This is a genomic window from Nocardiopsis trehalosi NBRC 14201, assembly GCF_001552555.1.
Classification (GTDB): domain Bacteria; phylum Actinomycetota; class Actinomycetes; order Streptosporangiales; family Streptosporangiaceae; genus Nocardiopsis_B; species Nocardiopsis_B trehalosi.
The window spans coordinates 53,793-80,563 of record NZ_BCRK01000004.1 but is presented as its reverse complement, the minus strand read 5'-3'; the positions used below and the strand labels follow the sequence as shown (position 1 = coordinate 80,563).

At 76.3% G+C, this 26,771-nt stretch carries 21 protein-coding genes; 12 read left to right on the top strand and 9 right to left on the bottom strand.

The genetic code is table 11. The features are described 5' to 3' along the window. Window positions 1–45: 45 nt before the first annotated feature. Together NT8_RS01690 and NT8_RS01685 are read right to left on the bottom strand one after the other, a co-directional pair. On the bottom strand, window positions 46–1,248 hold the full coding sequence (locus NT8_RS01690; RefSeq protein WP_245645992.1) for an IS630 family transposase: 1,203 nt from the start codon (window positions 1,246–1,248) through the stop codon (window positions 46–48). 17 nt (window positions 1,249–1,265) lie between these two features. Continuing rightward, complete coding sequence (locus NT8_RS01685) at window positions 1,266–1,526, bottom strand: hypothetical protein (protein ID WP_217999048.1); 261 nt, start codon at window positions 1,524–1,526, stop codon at window positions 1,266–1,268. A 10-nt stretch (window positions 1,527–1,536) separates the two neighbouring features. Between NT8_RS01685 and NT8_RS31425 the strand changes: the two genes are divergently transcribed. Both NT8_RS31425 and NT8_RS01680 read left to right on the top strand, forming a co-directional pair. Beyond that, complete coding sequence (locus NT8_RS31425) at window positions 1,537–1,800, top strand: hypothetical protein (RefSeq protein WP_369406279.1); 264 nt, start codon at window positions 1,537–1,539, stop codon at window positions 1,798–1,800. Then, a complete protein-coding gene (locus tag NT8_RS01680; RefSeq protein WP_067963325.1) occupies window positions 1,788–2,534 on the top strand; it encodes a hypothetical protein in 747 nt (248 codons plus the stop codon). The genes NT8_RS31425 and NT8_RS01680 overlap by 13 nt, the downstream gene beginning before the upstream one ends. Before the next feature lie 423 nt (window positions 2,535–2,957). Here the strand turns inward: NT8_RS01680 and NT8_RS01675 are convergent, their stop codons facing one another. Beyond that, the gene (locus tag NT8_RS01675; protein ID WP_067963322.1) at window positions 2,958–3,719 is read right to left on the bottom strand and encodes a TetR/AcrR family transcriptional regulator; all 762 of its coding nucleotides are present in this window, start codon (window positions 3,717–3,719) and stop codon (window positions 2,958–2,960) included. A 71-nt stretch (window positions 3,720–3,790) separates the two neighbouring features. Between NT8_RS01675 and NT8_RS01670 the strand changes: the two genes are divergently transcribed. From NT8_RS01670 to NT8_RS01635, 9 genes are all read left to right on the top strand, one after another. Then, window positions 3,791–4,582 carry an ABC transporter ATP-binding protein gene (locus NT8_RS01670; protein WP_067963319.1) on the top strand — a complete coding sequence of 264 codons (792 nt, stop codon included), beginning with the start codon at window positions 3,791–3,793 and terminating at the stop codon, window positions 4,580–4,582. Next, complete coding sequence (locus NT8_RS01665; RefSeq protein ID WP_067963316.1) at window positions 4,579–5,391, top strand: ABC transporter permease; 813 nt, start codon at window positions 4,579–4,581, stop codon at window positions 5,389–5,391. Before NT8_RS01670 ends, NT8_RS01665 begins: the two co-directional genes overlap by 4 nt. Continuing rightward, window positions 5,388–7,664 carry an ATP-binding cassette domain-containing protein gene (locus NT8_RS01660; protein WP_067963314.1) on the top strand — a complete coding sequence of 759 codons (2,277 nt, stop codon included), beginning with the start codon at window positions 5,388–5,390 and terminating at the stop codon, window positions 7,662–7,664. The genes NT8_RS01665 and NT8_RS01660 overlap by 4 nt, the downstream gene beginning before the upstream one ends. Before the next feature lie 112 nt (window positions 7,665–7,776). Beyond that, a complete protein-coding gene (locus NT8_RS29075) occupies window positions 7,777–7,917 on the top strand; it encodes a hypothetical protein (RefSeq protein WP_157515436.1) in 141 nt (46 codons plus the stop codon). A gap of 419 nt (window positions 7,918–8,336) precedes the next feature. After that, the gene (gene erm, locus NT8_RS01655) at window positions 8,337–9,095 is read left to right on the top strand and encodes an ErmE/ErmH/ErmO/ErmR family 23S rRNA (adenine(2058)-N(6))-methyltransferase (protein ID WP_067963346.1); all 759 of its coding nucleotides are present in this window, start codon (window positions 8,337–8,339) and stop codon (window positions 9,093–9,095) included. A 95-nt stretch (window positions 9,096–9,190) separates the two neighbouring features. Beyond that, a complete protein-coding gene (locus NT8_RS01650) occupies window positions 9,191–12,247 on the top strand; it encodes a DEAD/DEAH box helicase (RefSeq protein ID WP_067963311.1) in 3,057 nt (1,018 codons plus the stop codon). Continuing rightward, on the top strand, window positions 12,244–12,993 hold the full coding sequence (locus NT8_RS01645; protein ID WP_067963308.1) for an SWIM zinc finger family protein: 750 nt from the start codon (window positions 12,244–12,246) through the stop codon (window positions 12,991–12,993). Before NT8_RS01650 ends, NT8_RS01645 begins: the two co-directional genes overlap by 4 nt. Window positions 12,994–13,120: 127 nt before the next feature. After that, on the top strand, window positions 13,121–13,969 hold the full coding sequence (locus NT8_RS01640) for an SAM-dependent methyltransferase (RefSeq protein ID WP_067963305.1): 849 nt from the start codon (window positions 13,121–13,123) through the stop codon (window positions 13,967–13,969). A 58-nt stretch (window positions 13,970–14,027) separates the two neighbouring features. After that, window positions 14,028–14,465 carry an ester cyclase gene (locus tag NT8_RS01635; protein ID WP_067963302.1) on the top strand — a complete coding sequence of 146 codons (438 nt, stop codon included), beginning with the start codon at window positions 14,028–14,030 and terminating at the stop codon, window positions 14,463–14,465. Window positions 14,466–14,490: 25 nt separating this feature from the next. Here NT8_RS01635 and NT8_RS01630 read toward each other — a convergent pair whose 3' ends face one another. Both NT8_RS01630 and NT8_RS01625 read right to left on the bottom strand, forming a co-directional pair. After that, the gene (locus NT8_RS01630; RefSeq protein WP_067963298.1) at window positions 14,491–15,042 is read right to left on the bottom strand and encodes a GNAT family N-acetyltransferase; all 552 of its coding nucleotides are present in this window, start codon (window positions 15,040–15,042) and stop codon (window positions 14,491–14,493) included. 112 nt (window positions 15,043–15,154) lie between these two features. Further along, the gene (locus tag NT8_RS01625) at window positions 15,155–15,358 is read right to left on the bottom strand and encodes a cold-shock protein (RefSeq protein ID WP_067963294.1); all 204 of its coding nucleotides are present in this window, start codon (window positions 15,356–15,358) and stop codon (window positions 15,155–15,157) included. Window positions 15,359–15,645: 287 nt separating this feature from the next. Here NT8_RS01625 and NT8_RS01620 point away from each other — a divergent pair, with 287 nt between their 5' ends. Further along, window positions 15,646–16,644 carry an aldo/keto reductase gene (locus tag NT8_RS01620; protein WP_067963291.1) on the top strand — a complete coding sequence of 333 codons (999 nt, stop codon included), beginning with the start codon at window positions 15,646–15,648 and terminating at the stop codon, window positions 16,642–16,644. A 77-nt stretch (window positions 16,645–16,721) separates the two neighbouring features. On the opposite strand, the gene NT8_RS01615 is transcribed toward NT8_RS01620, so the two are convergent. The 4 genes from NT8_RS01615 to NT8_RS01600 form a co-directional block, all read right to left on the bottom strand. After that, window positions 16,722–17,612, bottom strand: coding sequence for a manganese catalase family protein (locus tag NT8_RS01615; protein ID WP_067963286.1), 891 nt, complete (start codon window positions 17,610–17,612; stop codon window positions 16,722–16,724). A gap of 156 nt (window positions 17,613–17,768) precedes the next feature. Then, a complete protein-coding gene (locus NT8_RS01610) occupies window positions 17,769–19,505 on the bottom strand; it encodes a fatty acyl-AMP ligase (protein ID WP_067963283.1) in 1,737 nt (578 codons plus the stop codon). Window positions 19,506–19,702: 197 nt separating this feature from the next. Continuing rightward, the gene (locus tag NT8_RS01605) at window positions 19,703–26,011 is read right to left on the bottom strand and encodes a type I polyketide synthase (RefSeq protein ID WP_067963281.1); all 6,309 of its coding nucleotides are present in this window, start codon (window positions 26,009–26,011) and stop codon (window positions 19,703–19,705) included. A gap of 36 nt (window positions 26,012–26,047) precedes the next feature. Beyond that, entirely contained in the window at window positions 26,048–26,335 is a 288-nt protein-coding gene (locus tag NT8_RS01600) for an acyl carrier protein (RefSeq protein WP_067963279.1), read from the bottom strand. Window positions 26,336–26,771 lie beyond the last annotated feature (436 nt).

Sequence of the window (26,771 nt, the reverse complement as noted above, 5' to 3'; positions counted from 1 at the left end):
CGGGATCGCGAGCCCGAATGATCCACAACACGACCTAGTGCCGCATCAGGCAACGTTCGCCCTGTCAACCACTTCACGTAGCCGTTCGTCGGCGGCGTGCTTGTTCCGCCAGATGATGTAGCGGCGGATCATGCTGCCTTGCTCCTTGTGGCTGGCATGGTCCGTGCCGTCCAGCGCGAAGTAGCGCAGGGCGGTGAACTGGGCCTCGATGCGGTTGAGCCAGGAGCTGTTGGTCGGCGTGTAGGCGAACTCGACGTTGTTGGCTGCGGCCCAGTCGCCGACCCGGGAGTCCTTCTTCGTGGTCAGGTGCGGGGAGAAGTTGTCGAGCACGATCGCGATCCGGACCTCGGGCGGGTGGAGGCCGCGCAGGTAGCGGCAGAACTCCAAGAACCTCGTGCGGTGCTTTCTCGGCTTGATGTGGCCGTAGAGCTGGTTCTTGCCCAGGTCGTAGGCGGCGAACAGGTGCCTGACCCCGTGCGGGCGGGTGTAGGTCGCCCGACGGCGGGGCCTTGGCTCCCGGTCGGGGTCCTTGTGCTTCCCGCCGCGCTCGGTCCACTGTCGGCCCGGGTGCGGCTGGAGGATGAGCGGGCCGAACTCGTCAAGGCAGAACACGACTTCGGGCTCGCCTTCCTCGGGCATGACCTCGCCGTCGGCGATGGCGTAGAGGTGCTCGACGCGGGCCTTCTTGGCGGCGTAGTCGGGGTCACGGGAGGTCTTCCAAGTCTTTATGCGTTGAAACGAGACGCCCTCCTCGCGGAGCAGGACCCGTAGGCCCTCGTGGCTGATGTCGTCGACCACCCCCTCGGCGACCAGGAAGTCGGCCAGCTTGGCCAGGCTCCAGGTCGAGAAGGGAAGGCCGTGCTCGGCCGGCTTGGACTTGGCGATCTTCTCGATCTCACGACGTTCTGGGAGGGTGAACGTCTTGGGCCGGCCGCCCTTGTACTTCGGGTAGAGGGAGTCGAAGCCGTCGGCGTTGAAGTTGTGGATCACGTCCCGGACCCGGTCTGCGCTGGTGAACGTCACCTCGGCGATCGTCGCCACGGGCATGCCCTGCGCGGACAGCAGCACCGTCTGGGCCCGCCGCCAGGTCACCACCGACCCGGTGCCCCTGCGGATGATCCGCAGCAGCCGCCGACCCTCGTCGTCATCGATCTCGCGGATACGTACGCGTTCGGCCACCAGCACAGCGTGCCGGACGCGCGCCGCCGGAGTGGAATCCGGACGGCGCGTCACCTCACCACAGCACAAGGGTCACTGATGCGGCGCTAGCCGAGATTCACAACCTCATCGTCCGCGTGCGTGCCGAACTCGGCGACGCGCATTTCCGCGATCTGCTCGTACCGGCTGATCCGGTCGGTCCACTCCGCGTCGACACCGAACGCCACCTGCGCGAAGCCCACCCGCCCGACGGCCTCGGCCAAGCCCGGATCACCAGGGGCCAGCAGTCGCACCGGCGCGTCACGCGCCACGGTGTGCGGCGGCGCTTCCCGAAAGGCCGATTGGGCGACAACAGCGGAGGGCGCCATCCGGGTAGCGATGGCCGCAGCCGGCCGGGCAGCACGGCTGGTGCACGTGTCCAGCGACGCGGTCTTCTCCGGTGCCCAGGTCCACTACGACGAAGCAGCTACGCCGGCTCCGATCACTCCTCTGACTGGCTGTCGCTGTCACCGTGAGACGTTCCGAACTCCCTTGGCTTGGTCGTCTCGTCACACTCGCCCCATCTGGAGGAGGCCGCCTCTGGTACACATGGGTCGCACAGAGACGGCGACGGATAGGGATGTCGGGGGATGGGTCAAGTGAAGGCGGCGCTGGCCCAGGAAGATTTGCGGGTCCGGGTGGTGCGCCGTCGAGTGCGCACCGGCAACAGGGAGTTGACGATCGTGCGGCCCGAGCCGCTGCTTCGGTGCGTGGCCCTATATCGGCGGAATGACGACGAATGGCGGATGTCCGTGGACCGCCCCGACGGCAGGCGCCTCGCCGCGCTCTTCTTGCTGGCGGCCCGTTCCAGCCACTCGCTCATCCACCTGCCCACCCGCAGCGCGGCCCTGGCGCCCGCCTTCGACGACGAGCACGAGGTGACCTTCGATCTCGTACTGGCGCCCCGGGCACTGCAGTTCCGCCCAGGGCATTGGAAGCGGGTGCGTCAGTTGGCCAGCTCCAGGGCCAACAGCGGCAGCGTTACCAGTGTCTCGCCCCCACTCGCCGATCTCCCCGAGCCGGGACCCGAGATGCCGCTCGGTCTCTGGCCCTACCAGTATCAGGAACTGATGGCGCGGCAGCAGCGCGAGCAGCCCTCGAACTGGCAGCGGCCGCCCCGAATACAGGATCAGATACAGGCCGAGACCCTCTTCCTGACCGGTGATCCGATGGACTACCGGGCGGCGGCCAGGGATCTCGTCGACCTGACCGTATACGGCCCTCCGCACGCGCAGGTCGGGCACTTCATCCCCGGTGGCTGCCACTACCACATCTGCCGGGACCTCGGGCCCTGGGACGGGGCGCACGTCGAGTACGCCCCGTCCTGGGCACATTGATGCATCAGTCCTGTTTCAGCCAGGCTTTGCCAATCAGTTTCAGAGCCGCGTCCGGGGCGTGCTCTCGGTGCGCTGGGCGAAGACCCTCGTACTGGAAGCCCGGTGCTGCGAGAGCAGGCACCGGACGGCGAGGTCGGGGCGAACGTTGGCTGATGCGGCACTAGCCGGGAGCGCCGGCGGCGCGGGCCCCGCCCCTTCGGCCGGCCTCGCTCCGTGCCCGCCCGGCCGGCGCGGGACGGCGGGCGGCGAGGGGCGGTGCGGGCGGCCGCCCCGCTGTCCCCGCGTCCGCGCGGGCACGGAGCGGTACCGGCACCCGCGCCAGGCCCCGACGGGTCCGCGCCGGACGGCAGTGACCGCACGGTGCCGGACGGGAGCTTCCGGCGCGCACCGACCGACGGCCGAGGACGCGGGGCGTCGGCCCGGTCACCGGCGGGCGGCGAGGACGGCCTCCAGGCCGTCGAGGAGGAGGCGCAGGCCGAAGCCGAACGCGCCCTCGGGGTCGGTGGACAGGCCGGTGGCCTCGCCCAGACTGGCGCTCACCCGATCGGCGATCGGGAAGGCGCCGCCGGCCATCGCCTGGCCGAGGGCCGGGCCGACGGCCGCCCACCACTGCACGTCGGTCAGCTCACTCTCGGCGCGGACCCGGCGCAGGGCGAGGGTCGACCGGGCGGCGCTCGCCACCAGGCCGAGGACGGCCGTGAGCGCGTGCTCCATCTCGATGTCGGTCAACCCGATGCCCTCGAAGGCGCCCAGCTCCGCCTCGTACTTCGCGGAGACCCCCGGCCCGGGCACCGGACGGCCCGGGGAGACCTCCACCGTCCACGGGTGGGCCAGGTGGTGGGCCCAGTTGGCGTTGGCGACCCGGGTGGCGCGCCCGCGCCAGTCGGGGGCCTCGCCGGGCGGGGAGTCGTCGGCGTAGACCTCGCCGGCCACCGCGTCGAGCATCAGCTCCACCAGTTCGGCGCGCCCGGCGATGTGCGGGTAGAGCGCCATGGGACTGACGCCCAGGTCGCCGGCGACCCGGCGGATGGTCAGGGCGTCGATGCCCTCGGCGTCGGCCACGGCGATCGCCGCCTCGGTGATGCGGCGCGGGGTGAGCCCCGAGCGGCTCACGGCCTCGGTGGGGCGCCACAGCAGTCCGACCAGCCGGACCGGGTCGCCCGGCCGCTCCGCGCGTTTCGCCATACTCGTCTCCTCCGGTTCTCGTACTGTGTAATATACATTGTCTAATACGTCGTTACGAGAGAGGCGGCCCCATGCCCGCACCCACCCGCCCGCCCATCCACGCCGTCGGCGTCCGCAAGCACCACCGCCGCGCCGACCGCCCCGCCCTCGACGGCGTCGACCTCACCGTCGCGGCCGGGCGCGTCTGCGCCCTGCTCGGCGGCAACGGCGCCGGCAAGACCACCATGGTCCGCATCCTCACCACCCTCACCCGCCCCGACGCCGGCACCGTCCACGTCGCCGGGTACGACACCGCGCGCGACGGCACCCGCGTCCGCGCCGCCATCGGCCTCGTCGGCCAGTACGCCGCCCTGGACGAGGTGCTCGGCGCCTGCGAGAACCTGGAGATGTTCGCCCGCCTGGCCGGCCTCGACCGCCGCCGCGCCCGCGCCCGCGCCGACGAACTCCTCGCCACCGCCGGCCTCACCGACACCGGCCGCCGCCCCGTCAGCGCCTTCTCCGGCGGCATGCGCCGTCGGCTCGACCTCGCCGCCTCCCTCATCACCACCCCCCGCGTCCTCTTCGTCGACGAGCCCACCACCGGCCTCGACCCCGAGGCGCGCCGCGACCTATGGGCCGCCATTCGCGCCCTCGCCGACGCCGGCACCACCGTCCTGCTCACCACCCAGTACCTCGACGAGGCCGACGCCCTCGCCGACGACGTCGTCATCCTCCGGCAGGGCGCCGTCATCGCCCAGGGCACCCCCGCCGACCTCCGCCGCCTCGTCGGCGAACCCCGGTGGGAACTGCGCGAACCCACCCTCGAAGACGTCTACCTGCACCTGCACACCACCCCCGGCGACGACAAGGCGACCACCCGATGACCACCACCGCCGCACCCCCCGCACCCGTCCGCACCCGCCTCTGGCGCGAGGCCGCCGTGCTCGCCGGCCGCACCCTGCGCCACTGGCGCGCCCGGCCCGCCGCCCTCGCCGTCCACCTGCTGTTCCCCGTCCTCGTCATGCTCATGATGGGCGGCCTGCTCGGCGGCGCCATCGCCGGCAGCGCCGCCGACTACATCGTCTTCGTGGTCCCCGGCGTGCTGGCCTTCACCATGCTCTCGGGTCTGGAGACCACCATGACCGCCGTGGCCACCGACGCGGCCCGCACGGTCACCGACCGGTTCCGCTCCCTGCCGCTGGCCCCCGGATCGGTCCTGCTCGGCCGGGTCCTGGCCGACCTGCTCACCTCCGCCGTCGAACTCGCGGCCGTCTCCCTCGCCGGCCTCGCCCTCGGCTGGCACTGGGAGAACGGGGTCCTGCCCGCCCTCCTCGCCTACGCCCTGCTGCTGTGGCTCCGGTTCGGCGTGCTCTGGGCGGGCGTGTGGGCCGGCCTCACGGCGGGCTCCCCCGAGACCGTCACCGCCGTGCAGATCCTCGTCTGGCCGGTCGCCTTCTGTTCCACCGTCTTCATCGACCCCACCACCATGCCCGCCTGGCTCGGCGCCGCCGCCGAGGCCAACCCCCTCTCCGCGACCGCGAGCGCCGCGCGCGCCCTGTTCTCCGGCACCCCCGCCGACGGGGCCACTCTCCTGGCCGATCACGCGGTCATCTTCGCCGTCGCCGCCCCGCTGCTGCTCACCCTCGTCTTCGCCCCGCTCTCCATCCGCGCCTACCGCCACCTGGACCGATGACCGCCATCCACGACCTCCCGCCCATCCGCGTCCGCGGCGCCCGCGAGAACAACCTCCGCGACGTCGACGTCGACATCCCCAAGCACCGCCTCACCGTCGTCACCGGTGTCTCCGGCTCCGGCAAGTCCTCCCTCGTCTTCGACGTCCTCGCCGCCGAGTCCGGCCGCCAGCTCAACGCCACCTTCTCCGCGTTCGCCCAGACCCGCCTCCCCGACTACGGCGAACCCGACGCCGACGCGCTGGAGAACCTGCCCGCCGTCATCGTGGTCGACCAGCGGCGCATCACCGGCGGCCCCCGTTCCACCGTCGGCACCGCCACCGACATCGGCGCCCGCATGCGGCTGCTCTTCTCCCGCGTCGCAACCCCGCCCGCGGGCCACTCCCCGGCCTACGGCTTCAACGACCCCGCCGGCATGTGCCCCGCCTGCCAGGGCCTGGGCGTGGCCGCGGCGATCGACGTCGGCGAACTGGTCGACGCCGACCGCTCGCTGGCCGAGGGCGCCATCACCTTCCCCCCATTCGCCCCCGGCCAGTGGCTGTGGAAGGCCTACGCCCGCTCCGGGTTCTTCGATCCCGCCAAGCCCGTCCGCGACTACACCCCCGCTGAGCGCGACCTTCTCCTGTACACCCCCGCCAAGACGGTCGCCCCGCCCGCCGGGATGGACGCCGTCGGCACCGCCTACGAGGGACTGATTCCCCGGTTCACCCGCCTCTACCTCAACCGTGAACCCGAGTCGTTCAAGGGCGCCCAGCGCGCCGCGTTCGAGCGGATCGTCACCCGGGGGCGCTGCCCCGAGTGCGCCGGCACCCGGCTGGCCGCACCGGCCCGCGCCGCCCGCGTCGGCGGCCTCAGCATCGCCGACGCCAACGCCCTGCCGATCGACGACCTGCTGGCGTTCGTCCGCGGCCTGCACCACCCCGAGGTCGCTCCACTCCTGCGGGCGCTGCTCGGCCACCTGCAGCGGATGGTCGACCTGGGACTTGGCTACCTCAGCCTCGACCGGGCCACGTCGACCCTCTCCGGCGGCGAGGCGCAGCGTGTGAAGACCGCGCGCCACCTCGGCAGCGCGCTCACCGACATGCTGTACGTGTTCGACGAACCGACGGTCGGCCTGCACCCGCGCGACGTCCACCGCCTGGGCGCCATGCTCCGCGCCCTGCGCGACCGCGGCAACACGGTGGTCGTCGTCGAGCACGACCCCGCGATCATGGCGATCGCCGACCACTGCGTCGACATGGGACCCGGCGCCGGGGCGGCGGGCGGCCGCGTCTGCTACACCGGTCCGTTCGACGGCCTCCGCCGCGCTTACACCCCCACCGGCGCCGGGCTGCGGGCCGCCCGCCCGGCGCGGAGCCGGCCGCGTACGCCCACCGGCTGGATCGCGATCACGCACGCCCGCACCAACAACCTGCGCGACGTGTCGGTCCGCGTGCCCCGCGGCGTGCTGACAGCCGTCACGGGCGTCGCCGGGTCGGGAAAGAGCAGCCTGATCCACGGCCACCTGCCCGTCGCCGAACCCGGGACCGTCGTCATCGACCAGCGGCCGATCCGCGGCTCGCGCCGGTCCAGTCCGGCGACGTACACCGGACTGCTCGACACGGTCCGCACGGCCTTCGCCCGCGCCACCGGCCGCCCGGCCGGACTGTTCAGCCCCAACTCCACGGGCGGCTGCCCGGCCTGCGAGGGCAGCGGCGTCATCTACACCGACCTGGCGTTCATGGACGGCGTGGCGACGCGCTGCGAGGCGTGCGAGGGGCGCCGGTTCACCGAGGAGGCACAGCGGCACACGCTGGACGGCCGAAGCATCGCCGACGTGCTGGAGATGAACGCCGAGGAGGCCCGCGGGCTGTTCACCCGGGGCGCGGCGCGCGCCGTCCTGGACCGGCTGTGCGACGTCGGCCTGGGGTACGTCCCCTTGGGGCGCCCGCTGACCACGCTGTCGGGCGGAGAGCGCCAGCGGCTCAAGCTGGCCGCCGAACTGGCCGACCCGGGCCGCACACTGGTGCTGGACGAGCCGACGACGGGCCTGCACCTGGCCGACACCGCGCGGCTGCTCGGCCTGGTGGACCGGCTGGTGGACGGCGGGGCGACCGTGGTGGTCATCGAGCACGACCTGGACGTCGTGGCCGCCGCCGACTGGGTCATCGACGTCGGTCCCGAGGCCGGACGCGGTGGCGGGCGCGTGGTGTTCACGGGGACTCCGGAGGAGCTGGCGGCCCGGGGTGACACGCACACCGCGGAGCACCTGCGCCGTCACCGGTCCGGACGGTGACGGCGGTGCGGGCCCCGCTGTGGAGAGGACCCCGGCCCCACCTTGACGGTGTAGATCCTTCGCGAAAAACACGTGGACCCGGTGGTGGCGGGCCGGGTAGGGTCGCGCCATCATGTGTTCCTGCCTGGCCATCATGTGCGCCTGCCTCGCCATCACCGGCCGCCGGGCCGCGGCCTGGCGGTCGCCGGAGCTCGAACTCCGTCCGCGCCGCCGGGTCGCCGCCCTGGACCGGTCGACCCGAGCCCTCGTCTGACCCGCGCGCCGGCGTTCCCGCCGGCCGCGCTCTCCGGCCGCGCCCCGCGCGGCCGTCCCGCCCGTGCGCGCCGCGGCACCCCGCCGCCGTGCGCGCCCGCGCGCCGTTCACCCGCTCGGTACCGGCGCCGCTCCGCCGTGCGCGGAGTCCGCCGCATCGCCCCGGTCCGGGGCACAGCCGTCCATCGATCCTTGGACGGGCGCCCGGACCACCCAGAGCAGTGCCGGACCACCGGCCGCACCGGGCCCCGTCCGCGTCCGCCGCCCCTCGCGGGCGGCAGGAACGGACCTGCTGTGGCCTCTCCCCGACGACCCCGGTATTCCTCCCCCGCGCCGACCGACCGCGGCCCCGGCCCCGCTCCGCGCCGCGCGCCCCGCGGCGACGGCCGCGTACCGGCACGCGGCGCCCGCCGCCGCGCGCTGTCGCAGAACTTCCTCACCGACGCCTCGGTCGCGCGGGCGGTCGTCCGCGCCGCCGACCTCTCCCCCGACGGCCTCGTGGTGGAGGTCGGCGCGGGGGCGGGCATGCTCACCCGCCACCTCGCCCCGGCGTGCGGCCGGCTGATCGCCTACGAGGTCGACCCCGACCTGGCCGCCCGGCTCGCCGCCCGCCACGGCGACCGGGTCCGCGTCGTCCGCGCCGACTTCCGCACGGCCGTCCCGCCCCGCTCCCCGTTCGCCGTGGTCGGCAACATCCCCTACGCCATCACCGCACCCGTCGTCGACTGGTGCCTGTCCGCCCGGCGGCTGACCGGGGCCACCCTCATCACCCAACTGGAGTACGCGCGCAAGCGGACCGGCGGGTTCGGCCGGTGGAGCCGGCTGACCGTGCGCACCTGGCCGGTGTTCTCCTGGCGGATGGGGCGCCGCATCCCGCGCGACCGGTTCGACCCGGTGCCCCGGGTCGACTCCGCCGTGCTCCTGCTGCGCCGCCGGGCGGCCCCGCTGATCGCCCCGGACCGCCTCGCCGCCTACGGGCACCTGGTCGACCTGGGGTTCACCGGAGTCGGCGGGACCCTGCGCGCGTCGCTGCGCCGCGCCCACCCGGCGCACCGGGTCGACGCGGCCCTGGCGGCGGCGGGCGTGGACCGGTCGGCGGTCGTCGCCTACGTCACGCCCGACCAGTGGGTGCGGCTCGCCGCCCGCCTGCTGGAGGCGCCGCCCCGCTCCCGCGGCTGACACCGGGGCGCCCGCGCCGGGTCCGCGGCGCGGGCGCCCCGCCGGGGTGGCGATACTGGGGGGCGGGCGACCACGGGCACGGGGGTGGGGAGACGGTGCTGGTTCTGCACGGGGCGTGGCACGATACGCCCTCGGGGGCGGCGGTGGCGCTGTGGGGCGAGGACTCCGCGCGCCCGGCGCGGACCGGGTCGCGGGCGCGGGTGCGCCCGCACCCCTACGCGGCGCCCGAGGCCGACCTGCGCGAGGCGGTGGCCGCCCTCGCGCCCGCCGACGACGCCGACACCGCCGCCGCCCTGGCCAAGGCGCCCTCGATCGGGCTCGACCTGCTGCTGCCGGGGTCGGCCGCGCACCCCCTGCCCTCCCCCGCACTGGGCCCGGTGCCCGGGGCGCCCGAGGTCCGCGCGCCCGAACTGCGCCCCTGGCGCGTCCCCGCGCTCGCCGTCCCGGCCGCCGCCGCGCCCGCCCTGCTCACCGGGGCGCGCGCCGCCACCGGCGGCGACACCGCGATCGGCCCGGGGCTGCGCCACCTCGCCGCCGTCCTCGACTTCGCCGAGCACCTGGCCGCCACGGGCCGGCTGCTGCCCCGGCTCGTCGGCGACCCGCCCGAGGCGCGCTGGCGGCCGGTGCTCACCGGCGCCGACGCCGCGCACGCCGAGCGGCTGGCCGCCGCGCTGCCGGCGGCGGCCCGCGCGCACACCGACCCCGACCGCACCGCCCCCGCCGCCGTGGTGGCCTCGGCGCTGGCCCACCTGCTCGACGCGGTCGCCCGCGCCCGGCTGGCGCCCGCGCGCGGCCGGGGCCTGGCCGCCGCCCTCGCCGCCACCGACGCCCGGCCGCACCTGCCCGACCCCGAGGCCGCGGCGGCCGGGCTGCGCGCCTGGCACCGCGCGGCCCAGCGCCACCGCGCCGCCGCGCGCCTGCTGTTCCGACTGGTGGAACCCGACCCCGAGGCCGACGGTCCCGAGGAGTGGCGGGTGGAGTTCTGGGTGCAGTCGGGCGCCGACCCGAGCCTGCAGCTCCCGCTGGCCGACCTGTGGCTGGGCGCGGGCGGGGCGTGGCTGCCGGACGGGGTGGAGTCGGCGATGCTGCGCGACCTCGACCGCGCCGCCCGGCACTACCCCGCGGTGCGCGGGGCGCTGCGCGACCTGGCGCCCGAGGCCGTCACGCTGGGCACGGGCGGCGCGTACGCGTTCATCCGCGACGCGGCGCCGCGGCTGCACGCGGCGGGGTTCGCCGTGGTCCTGCCGGAGTGGGCGGGGCGGTCAGCGCTCGGCCTGCGGTTGACGGCGCGGGAGCGCCCTTCGGGCGGCGGCGGGATCTCCCCGGCCGACCTCGTGGACTTCTCCTTCGCGGCGGTGCTCGACGGCAGCCCCGTGGACCTCGACGAGCTGACCGAACTCGCCCGCCTCAAGCAGCCGCTGGTGCGCCTGCGCGGCCGGTGGGTCGAGGTCGACCCGGCGCACCTGCGCGCCGCCCTGGACTTCCTGCGCCGGCGCGGGCGCGGCGGCATGCGGCGCGACGAGGCGCTGCGCCTGCTGCTGGCCCCCGACCCCGCCACTCCGCCGATCACCGGCGTCGACGCCGACGGCGCCCTGGGCGCGCTGCTGAGCGGGGGCGCCGAGCGCCGCCTGGAACCGATGGCCACCCCGCCCGGCTTCACCGGCGCGCTCCGCCCCTACCAGGAGCGGGGCGCGGCGTGGCTGCGGTTCCTCGGCGGCCTGGGGCTGGGCGCGATCCTGGCCGACGACATGGGGCTGGGCAAGACGGTGCAGCTGCTGGCGCTGCTCACCGACGAGCGCGGCGGCGGGGCGGCGCCCGGGCCGACCCTGCTGGTGTGCCCGGTGTCGCTGGTGGGCAACTGGCAGCGCGAGGCGGCCCGGTTCGCGCCCGGCCTGCGCGTGCACGTCCACCACGGGCCGGGCCGCGCGCACGGCAACGACCTGGCGCGGGCGGCGGGCGGCGCCGACCTGGTGCTCACCACCTACGGGGTGGTGCTGCGCGACGCCGAGGAGCTGGCGGCGCTGCCGTGGCACCGGGTGGTGTGCGACGAAGCGCAGGCGGTGAAGAACAGCGGCACCCGCCAGGCCCGCGCCGTGCGCGGGCTGCCCGCCGCGTCCCGGATCGCGCTGACCGGCACCCCGGTCGAGAACGACCTGGGCGAGCTGTGGGCGCTCATGGAGTTCGCCAACCCGGGGCTGCTCGGACCCGAGGCCGCGTTCCGGTCCGGGATCGCCGAACGGGTGGAGCGGGCGGTCCGGCGGCGCACCGAGGGCGGGGCCGGCGGCCCCGACGACGATGGGGGCGACGGCGGGGACGGCGGCGCCACCGCGACGCTCAAGCGGCTGACCGGCCCGTTCATCCTGCGCCGGCTCAAGACCGACCGGTCGATCATCACCGACCTGCCCGCCAAGCACGAGATCCGCACCTGGTGCACGCTCACCCCCGAGCAGGCGACGCTCTACCGGGCGGTGGTCGACGACCTGACCGAGCGCGTGGCCGACGCCGACGGCATCCAGCGCAAGGGCCTCATCCTGGCGGCCATGTCCCGCCTCAAGCAGATCTGCAACCACCCCGCCCAGTTCCTCGCCGACGGGTCGCCGCTGGCCGGCCGGTCGGGCAAGCTGGAGCGGCTGGAGGGCCTGCTGGAGGAGGCCGTGGCGGCGGGCGACAAGGCGCTGTGCTTCACCCAGTACACCGCGCTGGGCGACCGGCTCGCCCCCTACCTGGCCGCCCGCCTGGACCGCGAGGTGCTGTGGCTGCACGGCGGCACCCCGCGCGCCCGCCGCGAGGAGATGGTCCGCCGCTTCCAGGAGTCGGCGGAGCCCGTGGTGTTCCTGCTGTCGCTCAAGGCGGCGGGCACCGGCCTCAACCTGACCGCCGCCAACCACGTCGTGCACGTCGACCGGTGGTGGAACCCGGCGGTGGAGGACCAGGCGACCGACCGGGCGTTCCGGATCGGGCAGCGGCGCGACGTGCAGGTGCGCAAACTGCTGTGCGTGGGCACCGTGGAGGAGCGGGTGGACGAGATGATCGAGCGGAAGAAGGCGCTGGCCGAGAGCGTGGTGGGCACCGGCGAGGCGTGGCTGACCGGGCTGTCCACCGAGCGGCTGCGCGAGGTCGTGGCCCTCGCCCCCGAGGCGGTGACCCGGTGAGCGCGGAGCGCGCGTGGTGGTCGCGCCGGTTCGTGGCGGCGCTGGAGTCCGGGGCCGACCCGGGGCGGCTGCGGCGCGGCCGCGACCTCGCCGCGCGCGGCGCGGTCGCCGACCTGCGGGTCCGGGCGGGCGAGGTCGCCGCGCGGGTCCAGGGCTCGCGCCCGCGCCCCTACCGGGTCGCCCTGCTGCTGCCCGCGCTCGGCGACGACCAGTGGGCGGTGGCCGCCGCCGCCCTGGCCGGCCAGCCGATGTTCCGCGCCCGCCTGCTCGCCGGGGAGCTGCCGCCCGAGGTCGAGCGGGTCTTCGACGTGCTCGGCCTGCCGCTGCTGCCCCAGGGCCTCGGCGGCCTGGCGATGACCTGCTCCTGCCCCGACTACGGCGACCCCTGCAAGCACGCGGCCGCCGTGCTGTACGTGCTCGCCGCCGCCCTGGACGACGACCCGTTCCTGCTGCTCGCCTGGCTCGGCCGCGACCGCGGCGCGTTCCTGTCGGAGCTGCGCCGGAGGGCCGGCGCGGCGGAGGACGGCGACGCCGCCGACGGCGGCGGGTTCGGCGACCTGCCGCCCCCCGACGGCGCCCCCGTCCCGCTGCCCGCCGACCCCGCGGCGTTCTGGGCGGCCCCGCCCCTGCCGGACCCCCCGCCGGGGCGGCCGGAGCCGGTCGTGTTCACCGTCGACGCCCCCGACGCGGCGGCCGGGCTGCTCGACGCCCTGGCGCCGGTCTACGAGCGCCTCACCGAGCGCTGAGGCGGGCGGCCCCCGGGGCCCGGCGGCCGGGTGCCCGATGTCCCGTGAAGGCGGTGCCTCCGCGCGCGAGCCGGGTTAGGATGCCCACCATCCCGGCCCGCACCGACACCGCGAGGTGGCCCTCCCCATGGCAGACCGCGAGACCCCCGGCACCTTCCCCCCCAACCTCGACCTGACCGTTCCCAGCGTCGCCCGGATGTACGACTACGTCCTCCAGGGCAAGGACAACTTCGAGGTCGACCGGAAGGCGATCGACGCCATGCTGGTGGAGCTGCCGGAGATCTTCCAGTTCTGCCACGACAACCGGCGGTTCCTGGCGCGCGCCGTCGAGTACGTGGCGGGCCGGGGCATCGACCAGTTCCTCGACCTCGGGGCGGGCCTGCCCACCGTCGACAACACCCACCAGGTGGCGCAGCGGGCGCGCCCCGGCGCGCGGGTGGTCTACGTCGACAACGACCCGATCGTGCTGGCGCACGGCCGGGCGATCCTCGCCGAGAACCCCGACACCACGGTGATCACCGCCGACCTCCGCGACACCGACGCGGTCCTCGACCACCCCGACACCACGCGGCTGCTCGATCTCGACCGGCCGGTGTGCGTGATGCTGGTGTCCCTGCTGCACTGCATCCCCGACGCCGACGACCCGTTCGGCATCGTGCGCCGGCTGATGGACCGGCTGCCGTCCGGGTCCGCCGTGATCTTCTCGCACATCGTCTCCGACGACCCCGAGGCCGGGGAGTGGCTGACCCAGCGGGTGCTGGCGGCCGGCACGGAGTGGGGGCGCGTCCGCTCCCCCGAGGAGGTGGCGGCGACCGCCGAGGGGCTCGACCTCGTCTCCCCCTCCACCGACGACGGCGGCACCCCGATACTGGTCGACTGCGCCACCTGGCGGGTCCCCGGCACCACCCCCCTGGCGCGCCCCGCCGACCCCGAGCAGCGCATGTGGGAGCACGCGGGGGTCGCCGTCAAGCCCTGACCCGCACCCGTCCGGACGGGCGGAGTGCCGCCCCGCCCCGGCGGGTAGGACCGGGGCCATGACCGACGACGACGCCCGCGCCCTGTACGCCCGCTGGCTGCCCGGCATGTGGGAGGCGCCCGAGGGCGACCTCGACCGGATCGCCGCCGACCTGTTCACCGACGACGCCGTGGGCCACTGGGGCGACCGGGACGTCCACGGCCCGGCGGCGATCGCCGACCAGGTGCGCCGGGCCCGCCGGCTGTTCTCCGACGTACGCACCGTGTGCGACGTCGGCCCGGTGGCCGACGGCGGGCTGCTCGCCGCCCGCTGGACGTTCACCGGCGCCTACCGCGGGGGGATCCCGGGGGCGACCGCCGCGCCGGGCACCGTGGTGCGCTACCCCGGCACCGACCTGTTCCGGCTGCGCGGCGGCCGGTTCTGCGCCTACTGGCCCCAGGGCGACAACCTCGCGCTGATGCTGGCGCTGGGCGCGGTGGCGCCCTCGGGGGGCTAGGGGGCGTTCCGCGCGGCCGGCCGGGTCATCCGGCGGTGCCGCGCTTGAGGTCGGAGGGGCGGATGCGGAACACCTGGAGCCGGTGGCCGTAGTACTTCTCGGTCTCGCCGACCCACTCCATGCCGAGGCGGCGGGCGGTGGCGGTGGCGCGCTCGTTCTTCGGGCGGGCGACCGCGAACAGCTCTTCGACGCCCTGGTCGAAGGCCCACCGGACGAGGGCGCGGGACGCCTCGGTGGCGTAGCCGTTGCCCCACGCGTCGGGGCGGAGCTGCCAGCCGAGCTCGAAGTCCTCCTCGTAGGGCGGCAGCAGCCGCAGCGACAGGCCGCCGACCAGCCGGCCGTCCTCGTTGCGCTCGATCGCCCACCGCCCCGCCGGCGGGACCAGGTTGGGCTGGGCCTCGATCCACGCCTGGAGCACGGATCGCATGGCGGCGACGTCGTGGACGGCGCGCATCTCGGGGGTCAGCCAGCGGGCGACCTCCTCGGCGCCGTAGACCGGGAGCGCGGCCGCCGCGTCGGAGGTGTCCCACTCGCGGATGGTGAGCCGCTCGGTACGCAGTTCGGGAGTCGAGGTCATAACCGCCAATGTAGTACCGAACGGCCGGTTCCGGCCGCAGGAAACGGTGGCGGGAACGAGAACGGGGGCCGTCCGGTCGCCCGGACGGCCCCCGCGAAGCCGAAGTCGTGGGTTACAGGCCCTGGACGTTCTCGGCCTGCGGGCCCTTGGGGCCCTGCGTGATGTCGAACTCCACGCGCTGGTTCTCCTCCAGGTTACGGAAGCCCGAGCCCGCGATGTTGCTGTAGTGCACGAACACGTCGGGGCCACCGGCGTCCTGCTGGATGAAGCCGAAGCCCTTTTCGCCGTTGAACCACTTGACGGTGCCCTGCGCCATGTCAAACTCCCCATTTCCGAGGATAGAACCGGTCCCGCACCCTGCGGTGGCCGGGGGTGCTGCGAACCTTCTCCAATGAAAAACGCCCGCTGGTCAAAAACTCCGCGGGCGATCACAGGGGATCAAGCGAAATCAAGACTGCAACCCACGAACAAAGCTACCAGACGCCCCCCGGCGGGGGAAGTGGATCGCCTCACATCCGCGCGCGCCACGGGGCGGGCGCGCACGCCCTAGGCTGCGCAGCGGCCGGGCGGTGCGCCGCCCGGCCCTGAGACGCAAGGAGACCCATGCGCTACCGACTTCTGGGCCGTACCGGACTGCGTGTCGCGGAGCTGTTCCTCGGCGCGATGACGTTCGGCGACGTACCGCAGGGCCGCCGCCTGGTGGACGCCTACGCCGACGCCGGGGGCAACGTCGTCGACACGGCCTCGGCCTACGGCGAGAGCGAGCAGATCCTCGGCGAGGTCCTCCAGGGCCGCCGCGACCGCTTCGTCCTCGCCTCCAAGTACACGCTCTCGCGCGACGGCACCGACCCCAACGCGGCCGGCAACCACCGCAAGAACCTGGTGCGCTCGCTGGAGGAGAGCCTGCGCCGGCTGCGCACCGACCACCTCGACCTGTACTGGGTGCACCTGTGGGACCGGCACACCCCGGTGGAGGAGACGATGCGCGCCCTCGACGACGCGGTGCGCGCCGGAAAGCTCCTCTACGTCGGGATCTCCGACACCCCGGCGTGGGTGGTCGCCCGCGCCAACACCCTGGCCGAGTGGCGCGACTGGACGCCGTTCGCCGCCGTGCAGGCCCCCTACAACCTGCTGCAGCGCGACGTGGAGCGGGAGCTGCTGCCCATGGCGGAGGGGACGGGGCTGACCCTGGCCGCGTGGGGGCCGCTCGCGGGCGGCGTGCTGACCGGCAAGTTCAGCGGCGCAGGGGCGCCGGAGGCGCCGACCCGGGTCGACGCGGCCTCGGTGGGCGAGCGCGAGCACGCCGCGGCCCGCGCCGTGCTGGAGGTGGCGGAGGAGGTCGGCGCCTCCGCCGCGCAGGTGGCGCTGGCGTGGCTGCGGGCGCGGTCGCCGGCCGTGGTGCCCATCGTCGGCGCCTCCGACACCGCCCAGCTGCGCGACAACCTGGCCGCGGTGGACGTCGCGCTGCCACCGGAGGCGGTGGACCGCCTGTCGGCGGCGGCGGCGTTCGAGGCGGGCTTCCCGGCGGACTTCCTGACCCAGTGCGAGGCCGACCCCTGGGTGTTCGGCGCGGCGGGGACCCGGGTCGACGGCCGCCGCTGACCCGCGCACGCCGCGGCCCCGCCGCCCGGGGCTACCTCCCGGGGGGCGGGGCCGCAACACGGCCGGTGCGGACGGGCCTACTCGAACACGTCCTTGATCTTGTCGCCGACGCTCTTGTCGGGCCCCTTGGCCGACCCCTCGCCGCCCGGGCCGGCGAACGTCCCGTACAGGGCCGGGTCGGGCGGCGGCGCCGACCCCGGGCCGCCCAGCGGCTCGGGGTTGTCGAGGTAGTGGAACTCGTGCCGGCCGTCGGGCGCCGGACCGTGCCCCCACTTGCCGTCGGCGCCCGCCGGCCCGTCGGACAGCCCCCACAGGGTGTTGGAGTGGGTCTGGTCCTCCTCGTCGAACAGCGCCGTGGGCACGATCGGCCCTTCGAGGCCGTCCTCCTGCAGCTGCTCGATCGCCGCCAGCCACTGGTTCTGGTGCACCGTGTCGCGCGCCAGGTTGAACTGGAGCATGGCCTTGACGCCGGGGTCGTCGGTCATGTTGTACAGCCGCGCCGTCTGGAGCCGGCCCTGGGCCTCGGCGGCGACGTTCGCGCGGAAGTCGGCCATCAGGTTGCCGCTGGCCACGATGAACTTGCCGTTCCACGGGTAGCCGGCGCTGTCGGCCAGCACCGCTCCCCCGCCGCCCACGATCGCCTGCTGCGGGTTCATCCCGCCGATCACCGCCGCCGTGGCCGGGTCCTTGACGGCCTTGGCGGTGACGTCGGCCGGCGCCCCCTCCAGCAGCCGCGCGACCATGGTGGCGAGCATCTCGACGTGCCCGATCTCCTCGGTCGCGATGTCCATGATCATGTCCTTGTACTTGCCTTCGACGCGGCAGTTCCACCCCTGGAACAAGTACTGCATGGTCACGGTCATCTCGCCGTAGGCGCCGCCGATCAGCTCCTGCAGCTTCATGGCGTACAGCGCGTCGGGCTTCTCCGGCTTCGCCTCGAACTGCAGCCGCTTGGTGTGGCGGAACATGGAGCCTCCTCACCGTCCGCGCTCCGCCGCGGAGATCGCGGCGTCGGGAGAGCGGTCGGACGCGTGCTGGTTGCGGCTACCCGTGCGCTCCGCGTCCAAGCGATCACGCACCGGGTTTCCCGCGGCCGCCCCCCGGCCGGCCGCGGCGCACGCGCCTCACCCGTACTCCCCCGCCCGGTACCGGTCGCGGGCCAGTGAGCGCTGGAGCTTGCCGCTGGAGGTCTTCGGGAGCGCTCCCCTGCGCACCAGCACCAGGTCGTGCAGCGCGATGCCGTGCTGTTCGGCGAGCGCCCCGCGCACCCGGGTGCGCAGCCGCAGGGAGGTGTCGCGGTCGAACGCGGGGCCGGTGGCGCGCTCGGCGATCACGATGAGCCGCTCGCGCCCGCCGGTGTCGACCGGGACGGCGGCGACGTGGCCCCGCCGCAGCATCCCCCCGGCGGCGGCCTCGACGGTGGCCTCGATGTCCACCGGGTGGTGGTTGCGTCCGTCGACGATGACCAGGTCCTTGAGCCGGCCCACCACGTAGAGGCAGCCGTCGTCGAGGAACCCGAGGTCGCCGGTGCGCAGCCAGGCGGCGTCGGGGGCGTCGGCGCGGCGGGCCCCGAAGACGTCGGCCGACAGGCCGGGGTGGTGCTCGTAGCCGTCGGCGACGACGGGGCCGTCGACCCAGATCTCGCCGACGTGGCGGTCCGGCAGCCCGACGCGCGTGTCGGGGTCGACGATCGCGCACCGCTCGCCCCAGGTGGGCCCGCACCCCACGACGACGCGCGCGGCGGCGGAGCGGGGGTCGGCGGCCGGCACCGCCTGGCCCTTGGCCAGCTCCCGCCGGTCGCACGCGAACACGCGCGGCTCGGTGCCGGTGGGGGTGGCCGTCACCATGATGGTGGCCTCGGCCAGGCCGTAGGCGGGTGCGTGCGCGGCCGGGGAGAACCCGTGCGGGGCGAACGCGGCGGTGAACGCGCGCAGGCTCTCCTCGCGCACCGGCTCGCTGCCGTTGACCAGCGCGGTGACCGACGACAGGTCGAGCCCGGCGAGCTCCTCGGCGGGCGCCTGGGCGGCGGCGTCGGAGCACATCCGCAGCGCGAAGTCGGGGCCGGGCACGAACGTGCCCCGGTGCCGGGTGATGAGCTCCGGCCAGCGCATCGGCCGCAGGACGAACGCCAGCGGGTCGAAGGCGACGACCCGCCCGCCGAGGGTGAGCGGGATGGTGACGGAGCTGGCCAGCCCGAAGTCGTGGAAGAACGGCAGCCAGGTCACCGACACCGCCGTGGCGGGGTCGAGGTCGAACGCCCGGGCGCAGTGGGCGGCGGTGTGCGCCAGGTTGCCGTGGGTGACGCGGACCCCGCGCGGGTGGCTGGTCGAGCCGGACGTGTACTGGAGGTAGGCGACGGTGGAGTCGCCGGTGTCCGGCGGCGTCCACTCGGCGCCGCGGCCGGCGCCGAGCGTGGTGGCGTCCAGCACCGGCGGCGCCGGGTCGAGGCCGAGGGCGCGGACGAACTCCGCCACGTCGGCGGACTGCCGCGGCTCGGTGACGACGCAGACCGGCCGCGCGGCGGCCAGCAGCGCCCCCAGCCGCCCGTTGGGCCGCAGCGAGTGCGGCGGGTAGAGCGGGACCGCGCGCACCCCGGCGTAGAGGCAGCCGAGGAAGGCGGCGAGGTAGCCGAGGCTCTGCGGGCCCAGGAGCGCGACCGGGTCGCCGGGCGCGCACCGGTCGAGCAGTGCGGCGGCGATCTCGCGGGCGCGCAGGTCGGCCTGGGCGTAGGTCCAGGTGGTCTCCCGGCCGGCGGCGTCCGCCTCGAAGTCCACGAAGGTCATGGCGGGAGCGTCGCCGCGCAGGAGGGCGTGCTCACGGAACCGCGTCAGGAACTGCGGTGGGGTCGAAGGTGCCGCCATGCGGATGATCGTCCTTTCGGTGTCGTCGTAGCACCGCCCGGCGCGGGGGCGGGCGGGAATGGCGGGGGGCCCGCGGCCGGTGCGGACGCGGGCGGGTGCGCTGGCCTGGACCTACGCGGTCCGGCCGCCCGTGCCCGCGGCGGGGCGGGGCGGCCGGACGCGGGTGCCGGGGGCGCGGGGGCCGGCGGGCGCGGGGGTCACCGCGCGTCCCGGTCGGCGAGGGCGGCCGCGACGTGGTCGGCGAGGCCGCCGAGGGTGCCGTCGGCCCAGACGAGTTTCGCCGGGACGCGCACCCCCAGGTGCTGCTCGATCCGGGTGCGGAGCTCCAGGGCGCGCAGCGAGTCGACGCCCAGGTCGGTCAGGCGGGCGGCGGTGCCGATGTCGTGGGCGGCACCGCCGAGGATGTCGCCGAGCTGGGCGGCGAGGTGCTCGGCGACGACGGCGGACGCCCCGTCGGGGCCCGCCGCGCGGACGCGGGCCGCCAGGGCGCCGTCGGGTCCCTCGTCGGCGGGGGCGGCGCCGCCCGTGAGTTCGGCGAAGTAGGGCGAGGTGCGGGCGTGCGGCAGGGTCTTGCGCCACAGCTCGGCGTCGACGGGCAGGTAGCCGGTGCAGGTGCGGTCGTGGCGCAGCAGCCGGTCGATGGCGGCGATGCCCTCGTCGGGGTCGATCACGCTGTGCCCGCGGCGAGCCATGTGCGCCCCGGCGCCGATCTCGGCCCAGGCGCCCCAGGCGACGCTGGTGGCGGGCAGGCCCTGGGCGCGCCGCCAGACGGCGAAGGCGTCGAGCCAGGCGTTGGCGGCGGCGTAGCCGCCCTGGCCCGGTGGCCCGACCAGCGCCGCGGCGGAGGAGAACAGCAGCCACCAGTCGGGGGTGCGCGGCGCGGTGGCCTCGTGCAGCCGCCACGCGCCGGCCGCCTTGGGCCGCCAGGCGGCGTCGAGGGTGGCGGCGTCGAGCAGGGCGACGGTGCCGTCGGCGACCACGGCGGCCGCGTGGGCGACGCCGCGCAGCGGGGTGCCGCCGTCCTCGGCGGCGGCGACCAGGCGTTCGGCGGTGCCGTGCTCGGCGATGTCGCCGAGTTCGACGCGCACGTCGGTGCCGAGGGAGCGCAGGTGGTCCAGAGCGGCCTCGGTGTCGCCGCCGGGGGCGGTCCGGCCGTTGAGGACGACGCGGGCGGCGCCTTCGCGGGCGAGGTGCTCGGCGAGGCGCAGGCCGAGGCCGCCGAGGCCGCCGGTGACGATGTAGGCGCCGTCGGAGCGGACGACGGGGACCTCGGCCGGGTCGACGACGGCCTCGACGGGGCCGGTGGGCGCGGTCAGCACCAGTTTGCCGACGTGCCGGCCCGCGGCGAGGGTGCGGAAGGCGGTGGCGGCGTCGCCGAACGGCAGCTCGGTGGTGGGCAGCCGGGCGAGGCGCCCGGCGTGCAGTTCGGCGGCGACCTCGCGCAGCACCTCGTGCAGCAGGTCGGGGCGGTCGGTGGCGAGTCCGGCGAGGTCGACGGCGGCGAAGACCACGCCCCGGCGGAACGGCGCGGGGTCGATGGCGGTCCCGGCGTAGATGTCGCGCTTGCCGATCTCGATGAACCGGCCGCCGGTCCGCAGCGCCTCCAGCCCGGCCCGCTGCGCCCGGCCGGTCAGGGGGTTGAGCACGACGTCGACCCCGCGGCCGCCGGTGGCGGCGCGGGCCGCGCGGGCGAAGTCCAGGGTGCGGGAGTCCATGACGTGCTCCACCCCCATACCGCGCAGCAGGTCGCGCTTCGCCTCGGTGCCGGCGGTGGCGAGGACGCGGGCGCCCATGCCCCGGGCGACGTGCAGGGCGGCCAGGCCGACGCCTCCGGTGGCGGAGTGGATGAGGACGGTCTCGCCGGGGCGGGGCCGGGCGAGGTGGCGCAGCGCGTACCAGGCGGTGGCGTAGACGCAGGGCAGCGCGGCGGCGTCGGCGGACGGCAGGTCGTCGGGGAGCGGGATCAGCGCGGCGGCCGGGGCGGTGACGTGGGTGCGCAGGGCGCCGGCGGCCATCAGGGCGACCCGGTCGCCGAGGCGGGCGCCGGTGGTGCCCGGGCCGACGCGGACGACGGTGCCGGCGGCGTCGGCGCCGAGCGGGAGCCGTTCGGGGTAGAGCCCCATGGCCTGGAGCACGTCGGCGTAGTTGAGCCCGGCGGCGGCGACGCGCACCTCGACCTCGCCGGGGCCGGGCGCGCGCCGCGCGGCGGCGGCGGTCTCGAGCCCGGCGAGGTCGCCGGGGGTGCGGACGCGGACGGCGACCGCGTCGCGGGCGGGGTCGCGGCGGACCCGGCGCCGCTCCTCGGGGCGCAGCGGCGCGTTGCGCAGCCGGGCGGTGTAGCGGCGGCCGGCGCGCAGGGCGGTGTCGGTGCCGGCGGCGGCGAGGAGTTCGTCGGCGACGCGGGCGACCGGGGTGGCGGGGTCGGTGTCGATGTGGGCGACGTCGAGCCCGGGGTGCTCGTGGGCGGCGGCGCGGGTGAGCGCGCGCAGGGGCGCCTGGTCGGTGCCGAGGCCGTCGCCGGGGCGGACCGGGCAGGCGTCGCGGGTGAGGACGACCAGGCGCGGGAGGGCCCCGGAGTCGTCGGCGGCGAGGGTGCGCAGCAGCCGGAGGAGGTCGCCGACGCGCCGCCGGGCGCGGTCGGGGTCGGGCACCGGCGGGGCGCCGGGCGCGGGGGGCGCGGCGGCGTAGACGACGCCGCGCAGGCCGCCGAGGCCGCCGAGCGCGGCGGGGGCGCCGTCGGGGCGGGCGGTGGCGGCGGTGCCGCCCCGCGCGGTGATCTCGCGGGCCAGGGCCGCGGCGTCGGGGGCGCCGTCCTCGGCCACCACCAGCCAGGCGCCCGGGGGTGCGGTGGGGGCGGGCGGGGCGGGCTCCTCGGTCCAGGCGACGCGGTGCAGGCGCTCGTCGAAGCGGGGTGCGGCGCCGCCGTCGACGCGGACGCGCACGCCGTCGGCCTCGGCGAGGACGTGCCCGTCGGCGTCGACCACGCGGAAGCGGCCGGTGACGCCGCCGGCGACGAGGCGGCCCTCGGCGACGCAGTAGGCGGCGGTGCCGGGGGCGCGGTGCAGCCGGACGCGGTCGATTGCGGTGGGCAGGCCGGAGGCGTCGGAGACGGTGGCCAGCAGCGGCGCGGCGAACACCTGCAGGCAGGCGTCGAACAGCAGCGGGTGCAGGGTGTGGCCGGTGGTTCCGGGGCGGGCGGCGGGGGCGACGGCGACCTCGCCGACGGCGGTGAACGCGGTGCCGTCGGGGTCGACGCGGACCCGCCGCACGCCCTGGAACAGCGGGCCGAACCGGATGGGGGTGCGGGCCAGCAGGTCGTAGAACTCGGCGGGGCCGAACCCGGGGCCGGCGGCGAGGCGGGGCCCGGGCGGGGGCAGCGGGGCGGGGGCGGCGCCGCGGGGGGCGCGGCGGAGCCGGGCCGAGCAGGTGCGGGTCCATTCGGCGCCGTCGCGGGCGGCGACGGCGAACGCGGCGGCGTCGCCGTCGAGATCGAGGTCGGCGCGGACGGTGAGCCGGGTGGTGGCGTCGACGGCGAGGAAGGTCTCCAGGCGCAGGTCGGCGACCTCGATGTCGGCGGGGTCGGCGTCGAGGGCGGTGGCCGCGGCGGTGAGGGCCATCTCGACGTAGACGGCCAGGGGGAGGAAGGCGACCCCGTTGAACCGGTGGTCGGCGAGCCAGGGCAGCGCGCCGGTGCCGACGTCGGCGCTCCAGACGTGCCGGCCGTGGTCGTCGGGCAGGACGGCGTGCGCGCCGAGGATCGGGTGCCCGGCGCGGGCGGGGGCGGCGGTGTCGGCGGGCGGGACGAGGAGGCGCTGGTGGTCCCAGGCGCGGGGCGGCGGCTCGGCGGTCCGGCCGCCGGGGTGGACGCGCGCCCAGTCGATGGGGGCGCCGGCGCAGAAGGCGGCGGCGACGGCGGTGCGCACGGCGAGGACGGGGTCGGTGTCGCGGCGCACCGAGGCGAGCGCGGTGGCGCGGCGCCCGGCGGTGTCGGCGGTGTCGGTGACGGCGCGGGTGAGCAGCGGGTGCGGGGAGAGTTCGGCGAAGAGGCGGTGGCCGTCGTCGAGTGCGGCGCGGACGGCGGCGGCGAAGCCGACCGGGCGGCGCAGGTTGTCGGCCCAGTAGGCGGCGTCGAAGGCGGGGGACGCGCGCGGGTCGGGGCCGGCGGTGCCGTAGCAGCGGACGGCGGGCCGCGCGGGGGCGATCCCGGCGAGGGCGGCGGTGACGTCGGCGAGGACGGGGTCGACGGCCGGGGAGTGGGAGGCGACGTCGACGGCGACGCGGCGGGCGGGCACGCCGCGCTCCTCCCATCGGGCGGTGAGGCGGTCGACCTCGTCGGGTGGTCCGGCGACGACCGTGGACGCGGGCGCGTTGACGACGGCGACGCGGGTGGCGTGGGCGCCGGCGGCGGCGAGGTCGTCGCGGACGTCGTCGGCGCCGCATTCGACGGCGGCCATGGCCCCGCGGCCCGCGAGGCGGGCGAGCAGCCGGGAGCGGCGGCAGACGACGCGGGCGCCGTCGGCGGGGGTGAGGGCCCCGGCGGCGACGGCGGCGGCGGCCTCGCCCATGGAGTGGCCGATGACGGCGGCGGGTTCGGCGCCGTGCGCCCGCCACGCGGCGGCGAGGCCGACCTGGAAGGCGAAGAGCGTGGGCTGGAGGTGGTCGATGCGCTCGGCGGGGGCGTCGCCGGCGAGGGCGGCGCGCACCGAGAACCCGGCCTCGTCGGCGATGAGGGGGTCGAGGGTGTCGACGGCGGCGGCGAACGCGGGTTCGCCGGCGAGCAGCGCGGCGCCCATGCCGGCCCACTGGCCGCCCTGCCCGGGGAACACCCACACCGGGCCGCGGCCGCCGCCGGCGGGCGCGGTGCCCGTGGCGGTGCCGGGCGCGCCGTCGGCGGCGCCGCGCAGCCGGGCGGCGAGTTCGGCGTGGTCGGCGGCGACGACGGCGGCGCGCGCCCCGTGGTGGGTGCGGCGCAGGGCGAGGGTGTGCCCGATGTCGGCGAGGGGGGTGGCGGCGCCGTCGCCCTCGACCCAGTCGGCGAGGCGGCGCGCGCTGGCGGCGACCGCGGCGGCGGAGCCGCCGGAGACGGGGAAGAGGCGGGCGCGGTGGTCATCGGGGGCCGGCGCGGGGGCGGCGGCCCGGCGGGGCGGTCGGCGGCGCGGCGCGGGCGGGCCCTCGACGACGGCGTGGGCGTTGGTGCCGCTCAGCCCGAAGGACGACACGGCGGCGAGCCGGGTGCGGCGGCGCACCGTCCAGGGGGTGGTGGCGGTCGGGACGAACATGCCGGTGCCGTCGGCGCTGATCTCGGGGTTCCAGACGCGGAAGTGCGGGGTGGCGGGCGCGGCGCCGTGCCGGACGGCGAGCAGGGCCTTGACCAGGCCGACGAGGCCGGCGGCGGACTCGGTGTGGCCGAGGTTGGCCTTGACCGAGCCGATGGGCAGGCGGCGGCCGCGCCGGGCGTCGCCGTAGACCGCGGCGAGGGCGGCGAACTCGATGGGGTCGCCGATGGGGGTGCCGGTGCCGTGGGCCTCGATCATGCCGATGTCGCCGGGGTCGGCGCCGGCGTCGGCGAGGGCGGCGCGCAGCACGGCCTCCTGGGCGGCGCCGGAGGGGGCGGTGAGCCCGTTGGTGCGGCCGTCCTGGTTGAGGGCGGTGCCGCGGATGACGCCGTGGACGGGGTCGCCGTCGGCGAGGGCGGCGTCGAGCGGTTTGAGGACGACGGCGGCGCACCCCTCGCTGCGGACGAAGCCGTCGGCCGCGGCGTCGAAGGAGCGGCAGCGCCCGCTGGGCGAGAGCATGCCCCAGCGGGTGAAGGTGGTGGAGACGCCGGGGTCGAGGATGAGGTTGACCGCTCCGGCGACGGCGGTGTCGCACTCGCCGGAGCGCAGGCTGCGCACGGCGAGGTGGACGGCGGCCAGCCCGGAGGAGCAGGCGGTGTCGACGGCGAGGGCGGGTCCGGTCAGGCCGAGGGTGTAGGAGATCCGCCCGGCGGCCACGGAGTGGGTGTTGCCGGTGGCGGCGTAGGTCTCCAGGTCGTCGCCTGGGACGCGCCAGGCGTTGCAGCGCAGGGCGTAGTCGATGTGCGAGATGCCGGTGAACACGCCGACGGGGCGGCCGGCGAGGTCGGCGGTGGGTAGCCCGGCGTGGTCGAGCGCCTCGTGGACGACCTCCAATAGGACGCGCTGCTGGGGGTCCATGGCGCGGGCCTCGGCGGTGGGGATGCCGAAGAAGCGGGCGTCGAAGCCGTCGACGGCGTCGAGGTAGCCGCCGAGGGCGGCGGCGACCCGCCCGGGGACGGAGGGGTCGGGGTCGGCGTAGCGGGCGGCGTCCCAGCGGTCGGCGGGGACGGGTCCGATGGCGTCACGGCCCTCGGTGAGCAGCCGCCACAGGGCGGCCGGTCCGCTGGTGCCGCCGGGGAGGCGGCAGCCCATGCCGATGACGGCGACGGGGGTGGCGCGGGGCGGGCGGGCGGCGGCGGCGCGGGGCGGGGACAGGCGGCGGCCGGTCATGCGGATGGGGCTCCGTTCGGGCGGGTGGGGCGCGGGTCAGGTACCGGAGGGGCCCGCGGTGACCCGGCCGCCGGACGGGGCGGCGAAGTGGTCGGCGAGGGCGTCGACGGTGGGGTGGCGCCACACCAGGAGCGGGGAGACCGGCCGGCCGAGGAGGGCCTGGAGTTCGCCGCAGAGTTCGACGGCGTCGCGGGAGCCGAGCCCGAGCGCGGTGAACGGCTGGCGGGGGTCGATGTCGGCGGGGTCGGCGCCGGTGCGCCGGGCGATCGCGTCGATCAGCCACGCGCGGAGGTCCAGGGGCGCGGTCGCCGGATCGGCAGGCATGAATGTTCGTCCTCACGGTTTTTCAACATGGCGGGGCGGCGCCATGGATGACGGTGGATGTGGGTATCCTCCCACGCTCACGGAGTGCCGACACGAAACCACGCCGATGTGGCGGTGTCGACAAAAGGACACCGGACGCCAATTACGCGTTCGACGCATGATCACCACACAATCCACGTTTGCCAACGTCAAATAGGTACAACTACGGATAAATAGTCGTTGCCGCGGCGGCGGGAACGGCCGCCGGGCGGATGCCCGGAGGAAATGCGATCGATCTTCCCGGCATTCGGCGCATCGAATGTCATGGGGGCGCGGAACGCCCCGCAAAGGACACCGGGTATTCCCGGTCGGCGCGCAGGCGTTCCGCTCCGGGCGGACACGGCCGCGCCCCGCCCGGACTCTCCGGGCGGGGCGGCGGTGCGCGGCGGCGCGGCGG

Excerpts from the sequence above, each read along its gene's own strand:
- NT8_RS01685 (WP_217999048.1), bottom strand. The coding sequence starts at position 1,526 with ATGGCGCCCTCCGCTGTTGTCGCCCAATCGGCCTTTCGGGAAGCGCCG.
- NT8_RS31425 (WP_369406279.1), top strand. The coding sequence starts at position 1,537 with ATGGCCGCAGCCGGCCGGGCAGCACGGCTGGTGCACGTGTCCAGCGAC.
- NT8_RS01680 (WP_067963325.1), top strand. The coding sequence starts at position 1,788 with ATGGGTCAAGTGAAGGCGGCGCTGGCCCAGGAAGATTTGCGGGTCCGG.
- NT8_RS01675 (WP_067963322.1), bottom strand. The coding sequence starts at position 3,719 with ATGGCGAAACGCGCGGAGCGGCCGGGCGACCCGGTCCGGCTGGTCGGA.
- NT8_RS01670 (WP_067963319.1), top strand. The coding sequence starts at position 3,791 with ATGCCCGCACCCACCCGCCCGCCCATCCACGCCGTCGGCGTCCGCAAG.
- NT8_RS01665 (WP_067963316.1), top strand. The coding sequence starts at position 4,579 with ATGACCACCACCGCCGCACCCCCCGCACCCGTCCGCACCCGCCTCTGG.
- NT8_RS01660 (WP_067963314.1), top strand. The coding sequence starts at position 5,388 with ATGACCGCCATCCACGACCTCCCGCCCATCCGCGTCCGCGGCGCCCGC.
- NT8_RS29075 (WP_157515436.1), top strand. The coding sequence starts at position 7,777 with ATGTGTTCCTGCCTGGCCATCATGTGCGCCTGCCTCGCCATCACCGGC.
- NT8_RS01640 (WP_067963305.1), top strand. The coding sequence starts at position 13,121 with ATGGCAGACCGCGAGACCCCCGGCACCTTCCCCCCCAACCTCGACCTG.
- NT8_RS01635 (WP_067963302.1), top strand. The coding sequence starts at position 14,028 with ATGACCGACGACGACGCCCGCGCCCTGTACGCCCGCTGGCTGCCCGGC.
- NT8_RS01630 (WP_067963298.1), bottom strand. The coding sequence starts at position 15,042 with ATGACCTCGACTCCCGAACTGCGTACCGAGCGGCTCACCATCCGCGAG.
- NT8_RS01625 (WP_067963294.1), bottom strand. The coding sequence starts at position 15,358 with ATGGCGCAGGGCACCGTCAAGTGGTTCAACGGCGAAAAGGGCTTCGGC.
- NT8_RS01620 (WP_067963291.1), top strand. The coding sequence starts at position 15,646 with ATGCGCTACCGACTTCTGGGCCGTACCGGACTGCGTGTCGCGGAGCTG.
- NT8_RS01615 (WP_067963286.1), bottom strand. The coding sequence starts at position 17,612 with ATGTTCCGCCACACCAAGCGGCTGCAGTTCGAGGCGAAGCCGGAGAAG.
- NT8_RS01610 (WP_067963283.1), bottom strand. The coding sequence starts at position 19,505 with ATGGCGGCACCTTCGACCCCACCGCAGTTCCTGACGCGGTTCCGTGAG.
- NT8_RS01605 (WP_067963281.1), bottom strand. The coding sequence starts at position 26,011 with ATGACCGGCCGCCGCCTGTCCCCGCCCCGCGCCGCCGCCGCCCGCCCG.
- NT8_RS01600 (WP_067963279.1), bottom strand. The coding sequence starts at position 26,335 with ATGCCTGCCGATCCGGCGACCGCGCCCCTGGACCTCCGCGCGTGGCTG.